Origin of the sequence: Streptomyces sp. NBC_00727, from assembly GCF_045161745.1 — a bacterium.
GTDB lineage: Bacteria > Actinomycetota > Actinomycetes > Streptomycetales > Streptomycetaceae > Streptomyces.
Genome location: NZ_CP108981.1, coordinates 2,284,950 through 2,307,575 on the forward strand (window position 1 = coordinate 2,284,950; position 22,626 = coordinate 2,307,575).

The 22,626-nt window shown below is 71.8% G+C and carries 17 protein-coding genes; 12 read left to right on the top strand and 5 right to left on the bottom strand.

Annotated features, from left to right (window positions below):
• Positions 1–70: 70 nt before the first annotated feature.
• Together OG242_RS10105 and OG242_RS10110 are read right to left on the bottom strand one after the other, a co-directional pair.
• A complete protein-coding gene (locus OG242_RS10105; protein WP_405897830.1) occupies positions 71–751 on the bottom strand; it encodes an RloB family protein in 681 nt (226 codons plus the stop codon).
• Positions 751–1,896 (bottom strand): ATP/GTP-binding protein, encoded by a 1,146-nt coding sequence (locus OG242_RS10110; protein WP_405897831.1) that lies wholly within the window; start codon positions 1,894–1,896, stop codon positions 751–753. Before OG242_RS10110 ends, OG242_RS10105 begins: the two co-directional genes overlap by 1 nt.
• A 402-nt stretch (positions 1,897–2,298) precedes the next feature.
• Between OG242_RS10110 and OG242_RS10115 the strand changes: the two genes are divergently transcribed.
• Genes OG242_RS10115 through OG242_RS10125 form a run of 3 tightly spaced genes read left to right on the top strand, consistent with a single transcriptional unit; the run spans position 2,299 to position 5,367 of the window.
• The gene (locus OG242_RS10115) at positions 2,299–3,456 is read left to right on the top strand and encodes an acyl-CoA dehydrogenase family protein (protein WP_405897832.1); all 1,158 of its coding nucleotides are present in this window, start codon (positions 2,299–2,301) and stop codon (positions 3,454–3,456) included.
• A 16-nt stretch (positions 3,457–3,472) separates the two neighbouring features.
• Positions 3,473–4,345: an acyl-CoA thioesterase gene (locus OG242_RS10120; protein ID WP_405897833.1), complete on the top strand. Its 873-nt coding sequence runs from the start codon at positions 3,473–3,475 to the stop codon at positions 4,343–4,345.
• 50 nt (positions 4,346–4,395) lie between these two features.
• The gene (locus OG242_RS10125) at positions 4,396–5,367 is read left to right on the top strand and encodes a cation diffusion facilitator family transporter (protein ID WP_405897834.1); all 972 of its coding nucleotides are present in this window, start codon (positions 4,396–4,398) and stop codon (positions 5,365–5,367) included.
• A 4-nt stretch (positions 5,368–5,371) separates the two neighbouring features.
• Here the strand turns inward: OG242_RS10125 and OG242_RS10130 are convergent, their stop codons facing one another.
• Positions 5,372–6,151: a phosphatase gene (locus OG242_RS10130; protein WP_405897835.1), complete on the bottom strand. Its 780-nt coding sequence runs from the start codon at positions 6,149–6,151 to the stop codon at positions 5,372–5,374.
• Positions 6,152–6,396: 245 nt separating this feature from the next.
• On the opposite strand from OG242_RS10130, the gene OG242_RS10135 reads away from it, so the two are divergent.
• Positions 6,397–8,073, top strand: coding sequence for a glycosyltransferase family 2 protein (locus tag OG242_RS10135; protein WP_405897836.1), 1,677 nt, complete (start codon positions 6,397–6,399; stop codon positions 8,071–8,073).
• Between the two features lie 16 nt (positions 8,074–8,089).
• Positions 8,090–11,020, top strand: a complete 2,931-nt coding sequence (locus OG242_RS10140) for an SGNH hydrolase domain-containing protein (protein WP_405897837.1) — start codon at positions 8,090–8,092, stop codon at positions 11,018–11,020.
• On the opposite strand, the gene OG242_RS10145 is transcribed toward OG242_RS10140, so the two are convergent.
• Positions 11,017–11,688, bottom strand: a complete 672-nt coding sequence (locus OG242_RS10145; protein ID WP_405897838.1) for a TetR/AcrR family transcriptional regulator — start codon at positions 11,686–11,688, stop codon at positions 11,017–11,019. The genes OG242_RS10140 and OG242_RS10145 overlap by 4 nt on opposite strands.
• Positions 11,689–11,807: 119 nt before the next feature.
• Between OG242_RS10145 and OG242_RS10150 the strand changes: the two genes are divergently transcribed.
• The 7 genes from OG242_RS10150 (at position 11,808) to OG242_RS10180 (ending at position 20,691) form a co-directional block, all read left to right on the top strand.
• Positions 11,808–13,415 (top strand): carboxyl transferase domain-containing protein, encoded by a 1,608-nt coding sequence (locus OG242_RS10150; protein WP_405897839.1) that lies wholly within the window; start codon positions 11,808–11,810, stop codon positions 13,413–13,415.
• A gap of 13 nt (positions 13,416–13,428) precedes the next feature.
• Complete coding sequence (locus tag OG242_RS10155; protein ID WP_405901566.1) at positions 13,429–15,513, top strand: biotin carboxylase N-terminal domain-containing protein; 2,085 nt, start codon at positions 13,429–13,431, stop codon at positions 15,511–15,513.
• Complete coding sequence (locus tag OG242_RS10160) at positions 15,510–16,463, top strand: hydroxymethylglutaryl-CoA lyase (RefSeq protein WP_405897840.1); 954 nt, start codon at positions 15,510–15,512, stop codon at positions 16,461–16,463. The genes OG242_RS10155 and OG242_RS10160 overlap by 4 nt, the downstream gene beginning before the upstream one ends.
• 23 nt (positions 16,464–16,486) lie before the next feature.
• A complete protein-coding gene (locus OG242_RS10165; RefSeq protein ID WP_266535238.1) occupies positions 16,487–17,653 on the top strand; it encodes an acyl-CoA dehydrogenase family protein in 1,167 nt (388 codons plus the stop codon).
• A gap of 411 nt (positions 17,654–18,064) precedes the next feature.
• Positions 18,065–18,856 carry a GntR family transcriptional regulator gene (locus OG242_RS10170; protein WP_405897841.1) on the top strand — a complete coding sequence of 264 codons (792 nt, stop codon included), beginning with the start codon at positions 18,065–18,067 and terminating at the stop codon, positions 18,854–18,856.
• Entirely contained in the window at positions 18,853–19,527 is a 675-nt protein-coding gene (locus tag OG242_RS10175) for a YdcF family protein (protein WP_405897842.1), read from the top strand. The genes OG242_RS10170 and OG242_RS10175 overlap by 4 nt, the downstream gene beginning before the upstream one ends.
• Positions 19,528–19,659: 132 nt before the next feature.
• On the top strand, positions 19,660–20,691 hold the full coding sequence (locus tag OG242_RS10180; RefSeq protein ID WP_405897843.1) for an ABC transporter substrate-binding protein: 1,032 nt from the start codon (positions 19,660–19,662) through the stop codon (positions 20,689–20,691).
• Positions 20,692–20,738: 47 nt separating this feature from the next.
• Here OG242_RS10180 and OG242_RS10185 read toward each other — a convergent pair whose 3' ends face one another.
• On the bottom strand, positions 20,739–22,400 hold the full coding sequence (locus OG242_RS10185; protein ID WP_405897844.1) for a beta-N-acetylhexosaminidase: 1,662 nt from the start codon (positions 22,398–22,400) through the stop codon (positions 20,739–20,741).
• Positions 22,401–22,626 lie beyond the last annotated feature (226 nt).

Genomic DNA, 22,626 nt, shown 5'->3' on the forward strand with positions numbered 1-22,626 from the left:
GGCACCTTAAGGCGGCCACCGGCCGGGGCAGAAATCCGCTGGTCCGGTGCCGAGGCCCCGGCAGCGGGCGTCAGTACGACGCGATGCCGAGGCCCTTCTCGACGAAATCGAAGACGTCCGTGTAGGGATCGCGGTGAGCTTTCGCGATGTAGTCGGGGTGCTCGGCATTCATGTCGAGGGCGTGCTTCTTGGCATCGGCGAAGCGGTTCTCGATCTGCTTCGGGATGACGGCCTTGATGCCGCCGGGCACCTGGTGCCAGTCAGAGGGAAGCCGCTGCTCCGCCATACCGCAGACCCCGCCGAAGGTGCCCGTGACGGGCTTCAGGTGCAGCACGCGCCAGATCTCGAAGCAGGGGTGCGAATAGGCGACCTCCACGCCGGCCTTCTTGGCTCGGGACAGTGCGGTCTCCACCCCTTCGTGCTGGTCCCTGTCGAACAGGCACCAGACCTGGGGCCACAGCCCCTTGGCCAGGCCGGCCCGCTTGGCCTCCCTGCTCTTCTCGCGAAGCAAAGCGATCGCCTTTTCGACGAGGATCAGCGGCTTGCGCTGCGACCCCTCGTCCGACGCATTGGCGATATGGACGTCGACGGTGGTCCCCGGTTGCTTCAGCGTGCCGAGCTGCCGGACGGCTTTGATGTACTCCGGCTCGGTGACCTTGCCCTCGGTGAAGACGTACACGACTCGGCTGCGCCCGCGGCCGTGCGCCTTGCCCGATGTGAGGGACGCGTTCCCCTTGGTGCTCTTCGCCATCAGACGTGCTCCGCACTCTCGGTGCCCTCGTCCCGCACTGCCCCCAGGCGGCGGACGATCTGCCCGGCCAGGAGCGACGGAACGCCGCCGAACGCACCTTCCAGGTAGGACTTCGCCAGGTCTTCGTGGGCGCCCGGCGACATGGAGCTCAAGGGGTAGAGCTCGGTAGCGCCGTCCTTGTCCTTCTCCGTGAACCAGATCTGTCCGGCGTCGAGGAGTCGTTCTCCGGTCGGCGTGCCGAGCACCGTCGCCTCGTGTGAGGTGAACACCAGCTGAGCGGCTTTCGGATTGGACAGCGGGTCCTTGAAGAGGCGGATGACCTCGGCAGCGAACCGGGGGTGCAAGCTGGCGTCGAGCTCGTCAAGCAGAAGGACCGCTCCGTCGTCGAGAGTCAGCAGCATGGGGCCCAGGAGAGCGAACCAGGAACGGGTGCCGAAGGATTCCCGCTGCCAGTCGAGTGCGACCTCCCCGGAGGCCGCGCGGTGCAGCAGCCGGACCTTGCCGGGCCCGTTCGCGGACGGTTCGACCACAGCGTCCGTGATACCGAGGTCGGCGACGCGCAGGAGTTCCTTGATGCGGTACCCCTGCTCACCTGTGAGCTTCGAGGCCGTGAAGGCTTCGCGTTGCGGGCGCTCCGTCTCCGGGCCGATCTGCCAAAGGCTACGGAACCAGTGGAAGAGCGGAGACAACTGCGGATGATTGTCCGTGCCCGCCGTCGAGAGCAGCAGGGCGTTGGGGCGGGTCCGGCGAACCAGCTGGGCGCGGTCCTTCACGCGGCTGCTCGGCCACCTGTAGACGTCGGACCGCGAGGCGTCCCGGTCCATCCACTCCTGCTGGTGCCCCAGAGGGTAGCTGTGCACCCATTCGGACTCGACGCGCTGTTCGCCGAGCTCGAATCCGTAGGTCCAGCGAACACCGTCGATGGCCACGTCGACCTCGAAGAAGGTCGGCTCGGCGGTGCTCTTCGCGTCCAGTGCGAAGACCTCGCGGGGGATGCCTTGATACGAAGCCCACTGCGCGTAGGAGTTGAGGACCGCCGTCCGCATCGCGGCGAGCGCGTCGAGCACGTTCGACTTGCCTGAGGCGTTCGCGCCGAAGATGCCGACCAGAGGGAACACGGAGACGGGCCCGTCGGCCAACTCCACTTTTCGGGCTACCGAGTGGCCTTCGTCCGATGTGGCGACGAAGGACAGCTCCTGCTCGTCACGAAGGGACCTGAAGTTTGCAACACGGAATCTCAGCAGCACGGCGTCCTCCTCTCGCATGTTCTCGCGGTCAGACTAATGGCCGGCACCGGCATCCGGGCGCCTGAGGACCGACTTCGGCCTCCCGAAACCTACCGCTCTCGCCTTGATTCGGTTGCCGAACAGATGATCAGCGCAGGCGCCGCCTCACGCGTACCACCGCCGGGATGTGCCCTCAGAAGGGCGTGCTCAGCATCACCCTGGACAGCCCCGTGACCGCCGGGTAACTTTTGAGTATGGCTGAGCAAGCGCTTAGCCATGCGTAGAAGTCGCAGCAGACGTAGCCGACCAGGGAGGCACCCCGTGCGCCGTACGGTATTCAACGAGGACCACGAGGCGTTCCGGGAGACCATCCGGGCCTTCATCGCCGCCGAGGTCGTGCCCGTGTACGACGAGTGGTTCGAGGCCGGGCAGGCGCCGCGCGAGTTCTACAAGCAGCTCGGTGAGCTGGGCGTCTTCGGGATCAACGTCGACGAGGAGTACGACGGCGCGGGCATCGACTCGCACAAGTACGAGGCCCTCATCTACGAGGAGACCGCCCGGGCCGGCGTGTCCTTCGGCGGCTCCGGCGTGCACACGCTGCTCGGCCTGCCGTACATCAAGATGCTCGCCACCGACGAGCAGAAGAAGCGCTGGCTGCCGAAGTTCGTCAGCGGCGAGGAGATGTGGGCCCTCGCGATGACCGAGCCGGGCACCGGTTCGGACGTGGCGGGCATGAAGACCACCGCGAAGCTCTCCGAGGACGGCACGCACTACGTCCTCAACGGCGCCAAGACGTTCATCACCGGCGGTGTGCACGCCGACCGCGTCATCGTCTGCGCCCGCACCTCCGCCCCGCGCGAGGACGACCGCCGCTTCGGCATCTCGCTGTTCGCCGTGGACACCAAGTCCGAGGGCTACTCCATCGGCCGCAAGCTCGACAAGCTGGGCCTCAAGGTCTCCGACACCGCCGAGCTGGCGTTCGTCGACGTGAAGGTCCCGGCCGAGGACCTGCTCGGCGAGGAGAACAAGGGCTTCGGCTACCTCGGCACCAACCTGGCCTCCGAGCGCTGGGGCATCGCCTTCGGCGCGTACGCCCAGGCCGCCGCCGCCGTGCGGTTCGCCAAGGAGTACGTCCAGGAGCGCACCGTCTTCGGCAAGACCGTCGCCTCGTTCCAGAACACCAAGTTCGAGCTGGCCGCCTGCCAGGCCGAGGTGGACGCGGCCCAGGCCGTCGCCGACCGCGCGCTGGAGGCGCTGGATGCCGGTGAGCTGACCGCCGCCGAGGCCGCCTCCGCGAAGCTGTTCTGCACCGAGGTCGCGCACCGCGTGATCGACCGCTGCCTCCAGCTGCACGGCGGCTACGGCTTCATGAACGAGTACCCGATCGCCCGCCTGTACGCGGACAACCGCGTCAACCGCATCTACGGCGGCACCAGCGAGGTCATGAAGTCGATCATCGCCAAGTCCATGGGCCTGTAGGGACCGCCTCCCTCCCATGAGCACCGCACTCGATTCCCTGCTCGATCTGCTCGACCTTGAGCGGATCGAGCAGGACATCTTCCGGGGCACCAGCCGCTCCGCGGTCGTGCCCCGGGTCTTCGGCGGACAGGTCGCGGCCCAGGCGCTCGTCGCCGCGGGCCGCACCGTCCCCCCAGATCGCTCGGCCCACTCCCTGCACGCGTACTTCCTGCGGATGGGCGACCCGGGCGCGCCGATCGTCTACACCGTCGACCGCATCCGCGACGGCCGCTCCTTCACCACGCGCCGGGTCGTCGCCGTCCAGCACGGGCAGCCGGTCTTCCACCTCTCCGCGTCCTTCCAGACGTACGAGGTCGGCCTGGAGCACCAGGCCGGCATGCCGCCCGCGCCCGACCCGGAGACGCTGCCCACGGCCGCCGAGATGCTGCCCCGCTACGCCGACCGGTTCAGCGACCCCGGCATGGTGGACCGGCTGGTCGAGGCCCGGGCCGCGGTCGATCTGCGGTACGTGGACGCGCCGCCGTTCGGCACGGTGGGCGAGCCGCGCGAACCGAGGTCGCAGGTGTGGTTCCGTACCAACGGCAAGCTGGCCGACGACCCGCTGCTGCACGTCTGCATGGCGACGTACGTCTCCGACATGACACTGCTCGACTCGGTGCTGCTCGCCCACGGGCGCGGCGGCTGGGCGGTCGGTGACGTCGTCGGCGCCAGCCTGGACCACGCGATGTGGTTCCACCGGCCGTTCCGGGCCGACGAGTGGCTGCTGTACGACCAGGAGTCGCCGTCCGCGTCCGGCGGGCGCGGCCTCGGCCAGGCCCGCATCTACACCCAGGACGGCCGCCTGGCGATCACCGTCATCCAGGAGGGTGTGGTCCGGGTCCCCCGGTGACCGGCCGCGCGTCGGACATGAGCGGGCCGGTCGCGGACATACTCACCGGCATGACTGACGCGAAAAGCAGTGGCGGGGGGTCCACGTTCACCGTCGTCGTCGCGGCGCTGGCCAATCTGGGCATCGCCGTGGCGAAGGCGGTCGCCGGGCTGATCAGCGGATCGAGCGCGATGCTCTCCGAGGCGGCCCACTCGGTCGCGGACACGGTCACCGAGGTGCTGCTGCTCACCGCGCTCAAGCGCAGCGAGAAGCCCGCCGACGAGGACCATCCGCTGGGGTACGGCCCCGAGCGGTACATCTGGGCACTGCTCGCCTCCGTCGCGACCTTCGTCGGCGGCGCGGTCTTCTCGATCTACGACGGGGTGCACACGCTGCTCGCGGGCGAGGACCTGGGCAGCCCACTGCTCTCGTACCTGGTGCTGTTGGTGGCGTTCGGGCTGGAGGGCTTCTCGCTGCGGACCGGGCTGAAGCAGGTCCGCGAGGAGGCCGTGCGCCTCGGCGCGCCCGCCCGGCACTACTTCCGGCGCACCCCGGACACGGCGGTCAAGGCCGTCGTGATGGAGGACTCGGCGGCCCTGCTGGGGCTGCTGCTCGCGGCGGGCGGTCTGCTCGGCGGCCAGCTGACGGGGTCCGGCGTGTGGGACGGCATCGCCTCGCTGCTGATCGGGGTGCTGCTGGTGTACGTGGCCTGGGTGCTCGGCCGGTCCAACGTCCAGCTGCTGATCGGGCGGCCGGTGTCGGAGCCGATGCGGGAGGGCATCCGCGAGGAACTGCTCGCTGTGGAGCACGTCATCGCCGTAATGGAGCTGACCACGCTCATCCAGGGGCCGGACGAGATCCTGGTGGCCGCGAAGGTCGACTTCCTGGACACGGTGAGCGCCGAGCAGGTCGAGACGGCCTGCGAGCAGGCGGAGCGCCGGCTGCGGCAGCGGTACGCGTCCATCAAGCGGGTGTACCTGGACCCCACCTCGGGGCGGGAGGCGCGCCGCCGGGCCCGCGCGGCGGAGGAGGAGGGGCCGTGAAGCCTCAGAGCAGTCCCGCCGCGTCCAGCAGGTAGTCCGTCATCGGGTCGTAGAAGCGCGGGTCCAGGACGTGGTCGTCGAGCGGGACGCACACCTGAAGGGTGCCCTCGGACTCGCCTAGGAACAGTGCCGGGTCGTTGCAGTCCGCGTAGCCGATGGCGTCCAGGCCGCGCTGCGCCGCACAGCCCGCCCAGCCGTGGTCGGCGACGACCAGGTCGGGCAGCGGGCGGCCCTCCCGCTCCAGGCCGTCGAGGACGGCGGCCATCGGGGCCGGGGAGTGGGTGTGCCAGAGCGTCGCGCCGCGCTCCTGGACGGCGACGTCCGCGAACTGGAAGACCATGCCCTCGTCGGCCATGAGACCGCCGGGAATCCGTACGATCTCGCAGCCGGCCGCCCGCAGCGCCTGCGCCGTCCGGTGGTGCACGTCGAGCAGGCCGCCCGGGTGGCCGGTCGCGAAGAGGACCCGTTCGGCGCCCTCGACGGCCTTGCGGAGCCGGGCGGCTGCCCGGTCCAGGGCGTCGACGGTCAGCTCGGGGTCGATGGTGTCCTGCCCGAACCGGTGCTCCGGATCGTCGCTGACCCCGCACCGCTCGGCCATCACGGCCAGCACGTCCTGCTCGTCGCGCCACCGGTCGCCCAGCTCAAGGCCCAGCCAGTAGTGCCGGTCCCCGTTGGCCAGGCTGCGGTAGTGGGCGAGGTTGTTGTCGCGCGGGGTGGCGACGTCCCCCGCGATGCGCGTACGGACGAGTTGTTCGACGAGGGCGGCGCGGCTGGGTATCGGCATGGGGCCATTGTGCCGTGGCGGGTGCGCGGCGTCCCGGTCGTTCGTGGGCTTGATGTTGAGTGACCGTTCACCCGGCCGTGACCTGGAACTTTCCGCTCCGCTCCACCTCCCGGCGTGAAATGGGTATAGACCACTGACTTTGCGCCAACCCCTGTCTCATTCACCGGCGGACGGCAAGTGGTCTATACCTTTGGCACTAGGGTGGGTCACCCGATACCGGGACATGCACAGCCGTGGGGGGCTTTATGACCGTGCATCACTTGCCGCAACCACCGTCCGACCGTGAGCTCTACTGGTACTTCGGGCCGCAGCGCCGCTGGGTACTCATCAGCTCCTCGCTCGCCTTCGTGCTCACGGCGGCGACCATGCTCACCTTCGCCCTGCGCACCCCGGCCCTCTGGGCCTTCCTCGCGGTGCTCTCCCTGAACGTCGTCGCGCTCGCGCTCTCGTCGGTCAACAGCCTGCGCGCCCGCCGCCTGACCAGGCGTTCGCACGAAGTGCTCGTCCACGCCTGGGACCCGCCCGAGCTGCCGACCGTCGACCTCTACCTGCCGACCTGCGGGGAACCGCTCGCCGTCCTGGACAACGCCTACCGCGCGGTCGCCGCCCTGGACTGGCCGGACGCGCTGACCGTCTGGGTGCTGGACGACGCCGACAGCCCCGAGGTGGCCGCGCTGGCCGGTGCGTACGGCTTCCGTTACGTCGTACGGCCCGACCGGGGCCACCTGAAGAAGGCGGGCAACCTCAACCACGCGCTCACCCTGAGCAGCGCCGAGCACATCGCCATCCTGGACGCCGACTTCGCACCCAGGCCCGACTTCCTGCGCCACCTCGTGCCGTACCTGGCCGACCCCGGCGTCGGCATCGTGCAGAGCCCGCAGTGCTTCGACACCGACGAGACCATGGGGTGGATCCAGCGCGCCGCGGGCTCGGCCCAGGAGTGGTTCTTCCGGTGGATCCAGCCGTCCCGGGACGCGAGCGACGCGGCGATCTGCTGCGGCAGCAACGCGGTCTACCGGCGCAGCGCCGTCGACCGGGCCGGCGGCTTCGCCCGGCTCGACCACAGCGAGGACCTGTACACCGGACTCGCCCTGTACGCCGAGGGGTTCCGGACCCTGTACGTGCCGGTGCTGGTCGCCAAGGGCACCTCGCCGGACAACCTCGCCTCCTACCTCAACCAGCAGTACCGCTGGGCGATGGGCAACCTGCACCTGCTGGGCACGCCGGTCCTCAAACGGATGGGCGCGCCCTGGCGGATGCGGCTCTGCTTCCACGAGGGGATCGTCGGCTACCTGACGACGGTGGTGAACACCTTCGCCGCGCCGCTGCCGCCGCTCGTGATGATGATCTGGTACCCGGACCACATCCGGCCCTGGCACGTCCTGCCGCTCCTCGCGCCGCTGTGGCTGTGGCACGTGCTGCTGCCCCGGATCAGCCGGACCCGCTGGCGGATCGAGGTGATCCGGGCCAACGTCCTGATGAGCGTCGCCGCCGGGGCCGCCGTCTGGCACACCCTGCGCGGGCGCAGCGCCGCCTGGGTGCCGACCGGGGCGGCCGGCGGCGGGAAGTCCGGCGCGCTGGCCCGCCGGGTGGTCCTCGTCTCGCTCGGCTGGCTGGCCTGCTCCACCTCGGCGGCGTCCGCCGGACTCGCCCTGGCCGTCGCCCGCAACGGCTGGGAGCCCAACTGGGGGCTCGGCCTGTATCTGCTGGTCCAGCTCCAGATCAACGTCCCGCTCATCCGGGACCTGCTCACCGAACTGCGCCCCGCCGCCGCGCCCCGGCCCGCCCGCGCCCCGCGCAGTACCCGCACCGCCGTCCTGCCCAGGCGCTGGCCCGAGGCGCTGGCGGTCACCGCCACCCTCGTGCTCACCGCGCTGCTCGCGTCCGGCTGGGTCAACCCCATGCTGCCCTGGCTGAGCTGAAAGGCCCTCACCCGCGATGTCCGCTCCCGCCGCCCTGCGGCCCGCCCGCCGCACCCCTGCTCCCCCGCCCGCGCACCGGACCCGCTTCCGCCCCGACATCGAGGGGCTGCGCGCGTTCGCCGTGCTGGCCGTCCTCGCCTTCCACGCCTCCGTGCCGGGGCTGGCCGGCGGCTTCGTCGGCGTGGACGTCTTCCTCGTCATATCCGGCTACCTGATCACCGGGCTCCTCGTCCGGGAGGCCGTCACCACCGGCCGCGTCCGGCTGGGCGAGTTCTTCTCGCGCCGGGCCCGCAGGCTGCTGCCCTCGGCGGCCGTGGTGCTGGTCGCGGTCGCGGCGGCCGGGGCCTGGCTGACCGTGCCGCTGCGCCGCACGGACCTGGAGAACGACGTCGTCGCGGCGGCCCTGTCCGTGGCCAACTGGCGGTTCGTCCACCAGCGCACCGACTACCTGGCGGCCGGTCAGGACGAGAGCCCGCTGCTGCACTTCTGGTCGCTGGCGGTGGAGGAGCAGTTCTATCTGTGCTGGGGCCCGCTGCTCGCCCTGCTCGCCCTCCTCACCGCCCGCGCGGTGCGCCGGGGCCGGGCCCTGCGGCCGGTGGCCGTCGCCGTCACCGCCGTGCTGACCCTGGTCTCCTTCGCCCTGGCGCTGCGCTGGACGGGCGACTCCGTCTCGCTGGCGTACCTCGGAACACCGTCCCGGGTCTGGCAGTTCGGGGTCGGGGCGCTGCTGGCGCTGCTGCCCTGGCACCTGCTGCCCGGGCCGCGCGTGCTGCGGCTGCTGTGCGGGTGGGCGGGCGCGGGCGCGCTGGTGTGGTGCGTGCTGCGGTACGACGCGTCGACGCCGTATCCCGGGTACGCGGCGCTCGTCCCGGCCCTGGCCACGGCGGCCGTCCTGCTCGCCGGCGCGCCCGGCCGGGGTACGGAGTCGCCCGCGCGCCTCGGGGTCGGGCGGCTGCTCGGCCTGCGCGGCCCCCGGGCGGTCGGCCGGCTGTCGTACACGCTGTACCTGTGGCACTGGCCGGTGCTCGTCCTGGCCGAGGCCCGCTTCGGCACCCTGGGCTGGCCGGCCCGGGTCGCGCTCACGGCGGCCTCGGTGCTGCCCGCCCTGGCGACCCGGCACTGGGTCGAGCGGCCGCTGCGGCACAGCCGTACGGTCTCCGAGCTCCCCCGGCGCGGTCTCGCGCTGGGCGTCGCGTCCGTCGTCATCCCGGTCGTCCTGGCCCTGGTCGTCGGCACCACCACGCTGCGTCTGCTCGGCCCGGCCACCCCGGTGGACCTGAAGGGCCTGCCGCCGGGCGCGGTCACCGGCCCCGCCCTGCTGGCCCGTACCGGGGCGCGGACCGGGGGCGGCCCCATCGTGCCGAACCCGGTCCAGGCCCGCCAGAGCTTCCCGCCGGACGGGGCGTGCGAGGTGGCCCCGGAGGTCACGAGCAGCCCGCCCTGCCTGTTCGGGGCGGTGGACAGTCCCGACCGGGTCGTCCTGCTCGGCGACTCGCACGCCGGGCAGTGGTTCTCGCCGCTGCTCAGCCTGGCCGCCGAACGCGGCTGGGCGCTCCAGGAACTGGTGAAGCAGGGCTGCCCGCTGCCGGAGCTGTCGGTGGTGAACCCGCAGCTGGGGCGGGCGTACCACGAGTGCGACACCTGGCGGGCGGACAGCCTGGCCCGGCTGGCCGAGGGCCCGAAGCCCCGGCTGATCGTCGTCTCCTCGCTGAACCGCTACACGGACGACGAGCGGGCGCTGCTCAGGGGCTGGGAGCGGACGCTGAAGCCGCTGCGGGCGCTCGGGGTGCCGATCGTGTACGTCGAGGACACCCCGGTCCCGGGCCGCGACGTCCCCGCCTGCGTCTCGGGCCACCTCGCGGACCCGGAGGCCTGCGCCTTCGACCGGAAGAAGTCCCGGTGGCCCGACCCGCTGGCCCGGAAGGCGGCGGCCGGCGGCCTGCCGGGGGTGCGGTCCGTCTCGGTGAACCCGGTGCTGTGCCCGGCCGCGGGGCCGACGTGCCCGGCGGTCCTGGACCGGGTCCTGCTCTACCGCGACGACACCCATCTGACCGATGTGGCCGCCGTGGTGCTGGCTCCCCGTCTCGAACGGCTCCTCACCGAGGCCGCGGGCGTCGGGACCCGCGACGGCTGGACCACCCTGCTGGACGAGGAGTTCGACGGGCCCGGGGGCATCCGCCCGTCCTCCTCCCGGTGGCTGTACGACAAGGGCACCTGCTACCCCGGATGCCCGGCCGCGCAGTGGGGCACCGGCGAGATCGAGACCATGACGGACTCCACGGACAACGTCCGGCTGGACGGCGAGGGGGCCCTGGAGATCGTGCCGACGCGCCGCGACGGGCGGTGGTACTCGGGTCGTGTCGAGTCCCGGCGCTCCGACTTCGCGCCGCCGCCCGGAGGCGTCCTGCGCGTCGAGGCGTCGATCGCCCTGCCCGACGTGTCGGGTGCGGCGGCGGGCGGCTACTGGCCCGCGTTCTGGACGATGGGCGCCGGGCTGCGCGACGGGTACACCGGCTGGCCGGCCACCGGCGAGATCGACGTCATGGAGTCCGTCAACGGGCGCGAGTCGGTCTTCGGCACCCTGCACTGCGGGACGCTCGACGGCGGGCCCTGCCAGGAGCCGGTCGGGCTCACCTCGCCCCGGCAGAAGTGCGCGGGCTGCCGCGGCGCGTTCCACACGTACGCCGTGGAGGTCGACACCGCGCCGGGCGCCGAGGAGGTCCGCTGGTCCCTGGACGGCCGGGTGTACCACCGGGTGAAGGCGTCCGCGACGGGCCGGGACGCCTGGGAGGAGGCGCTGCTGCGGGGCCAGTTCCTGATCCTGAACGTGGCGATGGGCGGGGCGCTTCCGGCCGCCGACGGCGGTACGCCGGGCCCCGCGACGGAACCGGGGCACGCGATGCGGGTCGACCGGGTCACCGTGTCCACCCGGGAGGGTGCTTCCTAGACGCGCTCCCCCGCCGCCGCGAAGGCGCCCCGGGCCAGCCGGTGCAGCAGGGCCGCCGTCTCGGTGCGGCCGGGCAGGGCGCCGGGGCTCGGGGTCTGTCCGGAGGCCCCCCGCGGCGTCGCGGCGGGCCTCCGGACAGACCCCAGGTGCGGGGTGGAGTTGAGCAGGCCGAAGACCGCGTGGACGGCGGCGCGGGCCTCGTGTTCGGGCAGGTCCGGGTAGAGGTCGCGGACGACGGCGACCCACACCTCGACGTACTGGCGCTGGAGCCGGCGCACCCGCTTGCGGTCGGTGTCCCGCAGGCGGTCCAGCTCGCGGTCGTGCAGGGTGATCAGGGGGCGGTCGTCGAGGGCGAAGTCGATGTGGCCCTCGATGAGCGCGTCCAGCAGGGCCTCGGGCGATCCGTCGCCGGAGGCGGCGTCCTCGGACACCCGGAGCTCCCCGCCGGCCAGCAGCCGCTCGCTGATGCCGACGAGGAGCTCGGCGAGCATCGCGTCCTTGCCGGGGAAGTGCCGGTAGAGACCGGGGCCGCTGATGCCGACGGCGGCCCCTATCTCGTCGACGCCGACACCGTGGAAGCCGCGCTCGGCGAAGAGGCGGGCGGCCTCCCGGAGGATCTGCTCGCGGCGGGTGGGGGCCGCGACGCGGGCGGCGGCATGGGTGCTCATGAGCAGCCATTCTAGACAGGCGGGTTAGCGCTCGTTAACCTGTAGCCACGTTAACGGTCATTAACACGATGCCGTTGACGCTCGGAAACACTGCACAACGGGCAAGGGGGCTCGACAGGATGCAGCAGGCACCGGTGCTGGCGAGCGCGGCCGATCCCGCCTCGGAGGCCTGGCAGGCCAACGAGGCGGCGCATCACGCGCTCGCCGACGAGCTGCGCAAGCGGCTCGCCACGGCCAGGCTCGGCGGGGGTGAGAAGGCCCGCGCCCGGCATGTGGCGCGCGGCAAGCTGCTGCCGCGGGAGCGGGTGGACACCCTGCTCGACCCCGGCTCACCCTTCCTGGAGCTGGCCCCGCTGGCGGCCGAAGGGCTCTACGGGGGCGCCGCGCCGGCCGCCGGGGTTATCGCCGGGATCGGCCGGGTCAGCGGGCGCGAGTGCGTGATCGTCGCCAACGACGCGACGGTCAAGGGCGGCACGTACTACCCGATGACCGTGAAGAAGCATCTGCGGGCCCAGGAGGTGGCGCTGGAGAACCGTCTCCCCTGCCTCTACCTGGTGGACTCGGGCGGCGCCTTCCTGCCGATGCAGGACGAGGTCTTCCCCGACCGCGAGCACTTCGGGCGGATCTTCTACAACCAGGCCCGGATGTCCGGCGCCGGCGTCCCGCAGATCGCGGCGGTGCTCGGCTCCTGCACGGCGGGCGGCGCGTACGTCCCGGCGATGAGCGACGAGGCCGTCATCGTCCGGAACCAGGGCACGATCTTCCTGGGCGGCCCGCCGCTGGTGAAGGCCGCCACCGGTGAGGTGGTCACGGCCGAGGAGCTGGGCGGCGGCGAGGTGCACTCCCGTACGTCGGGCGTCACCGACCACCTCGCGGAGGACGACGCGCACGCGCTGCGGATCGTGCGGAACATCGTGGCGACGCTGCCGGACCGGGGCGCGCTGCCCTGGTCGGTGCGGCCGGCCGAGGAGCCGAAGGTGGACCCGGCCGGCCTGTACGGGGCGGTCCCGGTCGACTCGCGCACCCCGTACGACGTGCGCGAGGTGATCGCCCGGGTGGCCGACGGCTCGCGGTTCGCCGAGTTCAAGGCGGAGTACGGCACGACGCTGATCACCGGCTTCGCGCACATCCACGGCCACCCGGTCGGGATCGTCGCCAACAACGGCATCCTGTTCTCCGAGTCCGCCCAGAAGGGCGCGCACTTCATCGAGCTGTGCGACCAGCGCGGCATCCCGCTGGTCTTCCTGCAGAACATCTCGGGCTTCATGGTCGGCCGGGACTACGAGGCCGGCGGCATCGCCAAGCACGGCGCGAAGATGGTCACCGCCGTCGCCTGCACCCGGGTGCCGAAGCTGACCGTGGTGGTCGGCGGCTCCTACGGCGCGGGCAACTACTCCATGTGCGGCCGGGCCTACAGCCCCCGCTTCCTGTGGATGTGGCCCAACGCGAAGATCTCCGTCATGGGCGGCGAGCAGGCCGCGTCCGTCCTCGCCACGGTCAAGCGCGACCAGCTGGGCGACGACTGGAGCGCCGAGGACGAGGAGTCCTTCAAGGCCCCGATCCGCGAGCAGTACGAGACCCAGGGCAACGCGTACTACGCCACCGCCCGGCTCTGGGACGACGGGGTGATCGACCCGCTGGAGACCCGGCAGGTGCTGGGGCTCGCCCTGACCGCGTGCGCCAACGCGCCCTTGGGCGACGCCGCCTTCGGCGTCTTCCGGATGTGAGGAAGAGATGACGATGTTCGACACGGTCCTCGTCGCCAACCGCGGCGAGATCGCGGTCCGGGTCATCCGGACCCTGCGCGAGCTGGGTGTGCGCTCGGTCGCCGTCTTCAGCGACGCGGACGCCGACGCGCGGCACGTACGGGAGGCCGACACGGCGGTACGGATCGGCCCCGCACCCGCTTCGATGAGCTATCTGAGCGCCGACCGCCTCCTGGAGGCCGCCCGCCGCACCGGCGCGCAGGCCGTCCACCCCGGCTACGGCTTCCTCGCGGAGAACGCGGCCTTCGCCCGGGCGTGCACGGAGGCGGGGCTCGTCTTCATCGGGCCGCCCGCCACCGCGATCTCGCTGATGGGCGACAAGATCCGGGCCAAGGAGACGGTCGCCGCGGCGGGCGTCCCGGTGGTGCCCGGGTCCTCCGGCAGCGGGCTGAGCGACGCCGAGCTGGCGGAGGCGGCGGCCGGGATCGGCATGCCGGTGCTGCTGAAGCCCTCGGCGGGCGGCGGCGGCAAGGGCATGCGGCTGGTCCGGGACGCGGCGCTGCTCGCGGACGAGATCGCGGCGGCCCGGCGCGAGGCCCGCGCCTCCTTCGGCGACGACACGCTGCTGGTGGAGCGCTGGATCGACCGGCCGCGCCACATCGAGATCCAGGTCCTGGCCGACACCCACGGCAACGTGGTGCACCTGGGCGAGCGCGAGTGCTCGCTCCAGCGCCGCCACCAGAAGATCATCGAGGAGGCCCCGTCCGTCCTGCTCGACGAGGCCACCCGGGCGTCGATGGGCGAGGCGGCCGTCCAGGCGGCCCGCTCCTGCGGGTACGTCGGCGCGGGCACGGTGGAGTTCATCGTCCCGGGCAGCGACCCCTCCTCGTACTACTTCATGGAGATGAACACCCGCCTCCAGGTCGAGCACCCGGTGACCGAGCTGATCACCGGACTCGACCTGGTGGAGTGGCAGCTGCGCGTCGCCGCCGGTGAGCCGCTGCCGTACGGGCAGGACGACATCACGCTCACCGGGCACGCCGTGGAGGCCCGGGTCTGCGCCGAGGACCCGGGCCGCGGCTTCCTGCCCTCGGGCGGCACCGTGCTCGCGCTGCACGAGCCGCAGGGCGGCGGGGTGCGCACCGACTCGGGGCTCGGCGAGGGCGGCGAGGTCGGCAGCCTGTACGACCCGATGCTGTCCAAGGTCATCGCGTACGGCCCCGACCGGGCGACCGCGCTGCGCCGGCTGCGGGTGGCCCTCGCGGACACCGTGATCCTGGGCGTCCCGGTCAACGCGGGCTTCCTGCGCCGGCTGCTGGCCCACCCGGCCGTGGTGGCGGGCGAGCTGGACACCGGTCTGGTGGAGCGCGAGGTGGACGCGCTGGTCCCGGACGGCGTGCCGGAGGAGGTGTACGCGGCGGCCGCGCTGCTGCGGCAGCACACCGCGTCCGCCGCCGCCCGCCCCGCCGCCGGTGCCTGGGCCGACCCGTTCTCGGCGGGGAACGGCTGGCGGCTCGGTGGCACCCCGGCCCGGACGGTGTACGACTTCCACATCCCCGGCCACGACCCGGTCCAGGTGGGCCTGCGGCCGTGCGGCGGCGGGGACACGGAGCTGACGTTCGGCCACGTCGGGGAGGGCACGAACCCGCCGGCCCCGGAGTCGGGCACCTGCGGGCCGCTCGGACCGCTGCCCGGCACCGCGGAGAAGGCCAGGACGCTCACGGCGGGCGAGGGCCGCATCGCGCTCGAACTCGCCGGGGTCACCCATGTGTTCGCGTACGCCGTCTCCCCGGAGGGCCACTGGCTCGGCCGGGACGGCGACAGCTGGCACGTGCGGGACCACGACCCGGTCGAGGCGTCGCTGAGCGGCGCCGCCCGGTCCGGCGCCGACACGCTGGCCGCGCCCATGCCCGGGACGGTGACCGTGGTGAAGGTGGCCGTCGGGGACGAGGTCGCCGCCGGGCAGAGCCTGCTGGTGGTGGAGGCGATGAAGATGGAGCACGTCATCTCCGCCCCGCACGCGGGCACCGTCACCGAACTCGACGTGACCGCGGGGGCCACGGTCGCCATGGACCAGGTGCTGGCCGTGGTCGTGCCCGCCGCCGGGGAGGACGCATGACGACCGCCGTCCGCACCCTGCCGATGACCGTCCCGGCCGAGGGCCTGCCCGCCCGGGTCCGCATCCACGAGGTCGGCGCCCGCGACGGCCTGCAGAACGAGAAGGGGGTCGTCCCGACCGAGGTGAAGGCGGAGTTCATCCGCCGCCTCGCCGTCGCCGGGCTGACCACGATCGAGGCGACGAGCTTCGTGCACCCCAAGTGGGTGCCCCAACTCGCGGACGCCGAGCAGCTGTTCCCGATGCTCGGGGACATCGCGGACGTGGGCGACGTGGCGCTGCCGGTCCTCGTGCCGAACGAGCGCGGGCTCGACCGGGCCCTGGCGCTCGGGGCCCGCGGGATCGCGGTGTTCGGCTCCGCGACGGAGACGTTCGCCGCGCGCAACCTCAACCGGACGGTCGACGAGTCGCTGGCCATGTTCGCGCCGGTGGTGGCCCGCGCCAAGGCGGACGCGGTGCATGTGCGCGGCTATCTGTCGATGTGCTTCGGCGACCCCTGGGAGGGAGCCGTGCCGGTCGCGCAGGTCGTCCGGGTCGCGAAGGCGCTGATGGACCTCGGCTGCGACGAGCTGTCGCTCGGGGACACCATCGGCGTCGCGACCCCCGGCCACGTGACTGCGCTGCTGACCGGGCTGAACGAGGCCGGGGTGGACACCGACGCGATCGGGGTGCACTTCCACGACACGTACGGGCAGGCCCTGTCCAACACCCTCGCGGCGCTGCGGCACGGCGTGTCCACGGTGGACGCGTCGGCGGGCGGCCTCGGCGGCTGCCCGTACGCGAAGAGCGCGACCGGAAACCTCGCCACCGAGGATCTCGTGTGGATGCTCGACGGCCTCGGCATCGAAACCGGGGTCGACCTCGACGAGCTCACCGCCACCAGCGTGTGGCTCGCCGGACACCTGGGCCGACCCAGCCCTTCCCGCACCGTCCGCGCACTCGCGGCGCAGTGAACGCCCACAAGGAGAACGTCCCCATGTCCCTGGACCACCGGCTGACCGCCGAGCACGAGGAACTGCGCCGTACCGTCGAGGAGTTCGCGCACGACGTCGTCGCCCCGAAGATCGGCGACTTCTACGAGCGGCACGAGTTCCCGTACGAGATCGTGCGCGAGATGGGGCGGATGGGCCTGTTCGGGCTGCCGTTCCCGGAGGAGTACGGCGGCATGGGCGGCGACTACCTCGCCCTCGGCATCGCCCTGGAGGAGCTGGCCCGGGTCGACTCCTCGGTGGCGATCACGCTGGAGGCCGGGGTCTCGCTGGGCGCGATGCCGGTGTACCGCTTCGGCACCGAGGAGCAGAAGCGGCGGTGGCTGCCGAAGCTCTGCTCGGGCGAGGCGCTGGGCGCGTTCGGCCTGACCGAGCCGGACGGCGGCTCGGACGCGGGCGGTACGCGGACGACGGCCGTGCGCGACGAGGCGACGGGCGAGTGGGTGATCAACGGCTCCAAGTGCTTCATCACCAACTCCGGTACGGACATCACTGAGTTGGTGACGGTCACGGCGGTGACCGGCCGCAAGGAGAACGGCGCCCCGCTGATCTCCTCGATCATCGTCCCGTCCGGCACCCCAGGCTTCACGGTGGCCGCGCCCTACTCCAAGGTCGGCTGGAACGCCTCGGACACCCGTGAGCTGTCCTTCTCCGACGTGCGCGTCCCGCTGGAGAACCTGCTCGGCGAGGAGGGCCGGGGCTACGCGCAGTTCCTGCGCATCCTCGACGAGGGCCGCATCGCCATCGCCGCGCTCTCGACGGGCCTGGCGCAGGGCTGCGTGGACGAGTCGGTGAAGTACGCCGCCGAGCGGCACGCCTTCGGGAAGCCGATCGGCGCCAACCAGGCCATCCAGTTCAAGATCGCGGACATGGAGATGCGGGCGCACATGGCCCGCATCGGCTGGCGCGACGCGGCCTCCCGGCTGCTGGCGGACGAGCCGTTCAAGAAGGAGGCGGCCATCGCCAAGCTGTACTCCTCGACGGTCGCCGTGGACAACGCCCGCGAGGCGACCCAGATCCACGGCGGCTACGGCTTCATGAACGAGTACCCGGTGGCCCGCATGTGGCGCGACTCCAAGATCCTGGAGATCGGCGAGGGCACGAGCGAGGTCCAGCGCATGCTGATCGCCCGCGAACTGGGCCTGCAGGCCTGAGAAACGGCGCCGAGCACGTCGGTCGGGGGCCGGCAACGGGCCCCCGACCGACCATTCGGCCCCGCGTGGGCCGAACCTCTCAGCCCTCGCCCTCCGGCACGTAATCGGGGCACAACGAGTGCCCGCACTCACACGGGGGCCAGCGGAGCGCCCCACCGGGCACGAGGTCGGCCCCCTCCGCCCCCGCATCGGCGGTCGGGACGATGAGGACGCCGTCCCTCCCGAATCGCTCCGTTAACCGGGACAAGCCCTGTCGCGCCTTGCTGCCGCCCGTCATCGCACCCACACCCTCTCAGTTGCACCGCAGTCCTGGGATTGCAACCCCAGCGAGGTCGATATTGGCCCGCAGTCCCGAGACTGTCTCGGCGCTGTGCTTGACTGCTCCTTGAGACGTCGCGAGAGGAGTTGCGCATGGCGCCCAAGTGGCGGGAGTTGGCGGACAGGCTGGCCGACCGGATCCGAAGCGGCGCCTACTCCCCGGGCGACCGCCTGCCGCACATCAGGGACCTCGTCGAAGCGGGCGAGGGCTCCAAGTCCACGGTCCACGCGGCATACCGGGCCTTGGAGGCCGAAGGTCTGGTCACCTCGTCGCGCGGGCACGGCACAGTCGTACGGCAACAGCCCCCGCTCAAGCGTCTCGGTGTCAGCCGGTACGACAAGGCCAAGTGGCGCGACGGCGACGAGGTCGCTTTCATTGCCGACCGCGTGGCTTCCGGGCGCCCCCACAGGCGAAATGACCAGACGCAGACGGTGAAGCGGATCGAGGCGCCACCCGCCGCCGCTGCCGCGCATGGACTGGCTCCCGGTTCCCTCGTGTACGCCCGCGCGCGCGTCGTACGAGAGGCCGGACAGCCGACACACACGCTGACCAGCTACTACCGCCCGGAGCATGTCGAGGGCACGCGCCTGGTCGATCCCGCCCCGGGCCCTGCCGGCCGTGGCGGAGGTTTTCGCGTGCTCTTCGACGCGGGCTACGAGGTCGACCGCATGCGCGAGGAGCTCTTCGCGCGCGTGGCGACCCCCGAGGAGTCGAAGTTGCTCATGCTGGCCGGTGGGGAGCCAGTGGTGGAACTGCACAGGACCGCGTACACGGCCGACGGAACCGTCGTCGAGTTCGCGATAGGAGTGCACGCGGCCTCACGCTTCACCTGGTCGTACGACTTCGAGGTTCCGGACTCGGCCCACGACAGAGGCGCCACATGACCATCTCCGCCCAGTCGTGGTCGGATGCCCGGCTCCTGTGGGAGCACCATCTGATGCACCACGATCTGCACCCCTGCTCGGTGGCGATCGGCCTCGGAAGCCACGACCTCGGGGTCGCCGACGCAACCGCGCGCCTCTACCAGCAAGGCCTGGTGCCCCTCATCGTGTTCACCGGCGCCACCAGCCCCACCACGCGTGCCCGCATGCCGCGCGGTGAGGCCGTGCACTACCGGGAGCGGGCACTCGAACTGGGCGTCCCCGAAAGCGCGGTGCTCGTCGAGCCGCGCGCCCGCAACACCGGGGAGAACATCCGCTTCTCGCGGACGGCTCTCGACGAGGCGGGCGTCCCGGTCTCGTCCGTACTGCTGGTCAGCAAGCCGTACGAGGAACGGCGCGCCCATGCCACGGCGCGCAGACTCTGGCCTGGCGTCACCTTCGTGAGCGCGTCGGAACCGGTCACGTTCGAGCAGTACCTGGCCTCCGTCCAGGACGACCGCATGGTCATCGACATGCTGGTCGGCGCCTTGCAGCGCCTGCTGATCTATCCGGCCCGGGGTTTCATGGCCACCGACCCCGTCCCCGGCGAGGTGGCCGCCGCGTACGAGCGGCTGTGCCGGGCCGGGTTCACGAGCCGGCTCATCGTGGACGCGGCCGGCAACCCGGCCCGCTGAGGCACCCCCCGCCCCGGGGCGGGACCACCCCCACGGCCGGGGCCCGCAGGTCGACACGGCTTAAGGTTAGGCTAACCTTCCTTCCAACGTGTCATCGGCCGGTCTCCGGCTCGTACGAAAGCGGACTCCGTCATGAGCACAACCCGAGCGTCCCGTCCCACCCGCCGCGGCCTGCTGGCCATGGGCGGTGCCGTTGGTCTCGGCGCCGTGCTCGCGGCCTGCGGCGGCAGCGACTCGAAGGACTCCGCGTCCACCGGTTCCAAGAGCGCCGGCAGCGGGCCCTGGAAGTTCAAGGACGACCGGGGGCAGGTCGCCGAGGCCGAGTCCGTCCCGAAGAACATCGTCGCCTTCACCGGTGTCGCCGCCGCCCTCCACGACTACGGCGTCGAGGTCAAGGCGGTCTTCGGCCCGACGAAGACCAAGGACGGCAAGCCCGACGTGCAGGCCGGCGACCTGGACATCAGCAAGGTCGAGATCCTGGGCAACGTCTGGGGCGAGTTCAACGTCGAGAAGTACGCGGCACTCGGCCCGGAGCTGCTGGTCACGGCGATGTGGGAGAAGGACGCCCTCTGGTACGTGCCGGACCAGACCAAGGACAAGATCCTGAAGCTGGCGCCGAGCGTCGCCCTGTGGGCCGCGCAGACCACGATCCCGAAGGCCATCCAGCGCCACGAGGACCTCGCGGCCTCGCTCGGCGCCGATGTGAAGTCCGCGAAGGTCACCGCCGCCAGGACGCGGTTCGAGAAGGCCGCGGCCCGGCTGCGCGCCGCCGCGAAGTCGAAGCCGGAGATCAAGGTCATGGTCGGCTCGGCCAGCCAGGACCTGTTCTACGTCTCGCTCGCCAAGACCTCCGCCGACACCCTGTACTTCCAGGAGCTGGGCGTGAAGTTCGTGGAGCCGAAGGTGAACGCGGCGGGCTTCTTCGAGGAGCTGAGCTGGGAGAACGTCGACAAGTACGGCGCCGACATCATCATGATGGACAACCGCTCCTCGGCGCTCCAGCCCGAGGCGCTGGCCTCCAAGCCGACCTGGGCGCAGCTGCCGGCAGTCAAGGCGGGCCAGGTCGTCCCGCGTACGACCGAGCCGATCTACAGCTACGACAAGTGCGCGCCGATCCTGGAGGACCTGGCGAAGGCCATCGAGAACGCCAAGAAGGTCGCCTGACACGACCGTCCGGCGGCCGGTGAGCCCGGCCGCCGGACGGTGGCGTGTCAGCTACCGCCGGTCTCCGACGCGGGCCACGGGACCTGCGGCGAGCGGTAGTAGTCGATGCCCTGGGCGGTGAACCGCTCCCCGAGCGCCGCGAGCCGCACCTTGTACGTGTCCCAGTCGTGCGTCGACGCCGGTGACCAGGCCAGCTCGGCGGCGCCGGGCAGCCTCGGGAACGCCATGGCGTCGATGTCGTCGCTGTCGGTCAGGGTCTCGGACCAGATCGGCGCCTCCACGCCGAGCACCGCACTCTCCGGGGCGCCGGTGAGGTACGTCCCCGGGTCCCAGTCGTAGCTGCGCTGGACCTCGACCGTCCCGGCCCACTTCAGGCCCAGTTCGGTCTGGTCGTTGTACTTCATGTCGAGGTAGACCCGGTCCGCCGGCGACAGCACGAGCCGGGTGCCGTTCTTCGCCGCGTCCACCACCTGCTGCCGGTCGGCGGCGCTGGTCTTGTCGTAGCCCCAGTACTGCGCGACCGCGCCCTTGACCGGGTCGGCACCGGTGAGCTGGTGCCAGCCCATCACGGTCTTGCCGTACTTGCCGACGACCGCCTGGGCCCGGGTCATGATCGCCACGTAGTCCTCGTGGCTGGTGGAGTGCGCCTCGTCGCCGCCGATGTGGAAGTAGCGGCCGGGCGTGAGCGCGGCCACCTCGCGGACGACGTCGTCGATGAAGCCGTACGTGACGTCCTTGCCGGCGCACAGCGAGCTGAAACCGACCTTGATGCCGGTATAGAGCGGCGGCGCGACCCCGTCGCAGTTCAGCTCGGCGTACGAGGCGAGGGCGGCGTTGGTGTGGCCCGGCATGTCGATCTCCGGGACCACCTCCAGGTAGCGGGAGCCCGCGTACCGCACGATCTCCTTGTACTGGGCCTTGGTGTAGTACCCGCCGGGCCCGCCGTCGACCTCGGTGGAGCCGCCGTACGTGGCGAGCCTCGGCCAGGAGTCGACGGCGATGCGCCAGCCCTGGTCGTCGGAGAGGTGGATGTGGAAGGTGTTGATCTTGTACTGCGCGATCTGGTCGATGTACCGCTTCACCTCGTCGACCGAGAAGAAGTGGCGTGAGACGTCGAGCATCGCGCCCCGGTAGGCGTAGCGCGGGGTGTCGGTGATGGAGCCGCCGGCGACCCGCCAGGGGCCCTTCTGGCGGGTATCGCGCTCCACTTGGGCCGGAAGCAGCTGGCGCAGCGTCTGGACGCCGTGGAAGAGCCCTGCGGGCTTCCGGGCGGTGATGGTGACACTGCCGCGCCGGGAGGTGAGCGTGTAGCCCTCCGCGCCCAGCTTGCCGGCGCGGGGGTCGAGCCGGAGCCGGATGCCGTCGGCGCCGTCCTTGGCGGTGACCGGCAGGGCGAACCCGGTGGAGGGGCGCAGCACGCGCGCCAGGTAGTCACCGATCTTCCGGGCCTCGACGGAGGCGCCGGCCGTCCGGATCCTGGTGGAGCCGTTAAGCGTGTACGGGTCGCCGCCGGGTCTGACCGAGGCGGGGGCGGGCACCACCTGGCCGAGCGGCCTGGGCGCCCACGCCACCGCGGTCGCACTCGCGGCGGACGCCTGTGGGGCGGCGCACGCGCTGGAGACACCGGCCGCCGCGACGAGAAGCAGCGAGCCGAGGAGTCGGGGTAGAGCACGGGGAAGAGCACTGCGCCGGACCGTGTGCAGTCTCACAAGCCGGGTCCCTTTCTACGGGGGTCACTCTGCTGGGTCTCCTGACCTTTCTCCGTCGCCATGCGTACCGCGCGTCTCACGGGTGGTCAAGGTGTAGACCACTTACCGGCGTTGGTCACCCAGGCACCCTGATGAGCTTTTGCGGCTTATGTGCACATTCACCCCTTCGGCTCCGACCACTGCCGCGCCACCCTCTCCCCCGCCCCCTCGCGCCACCCGCGCGAAA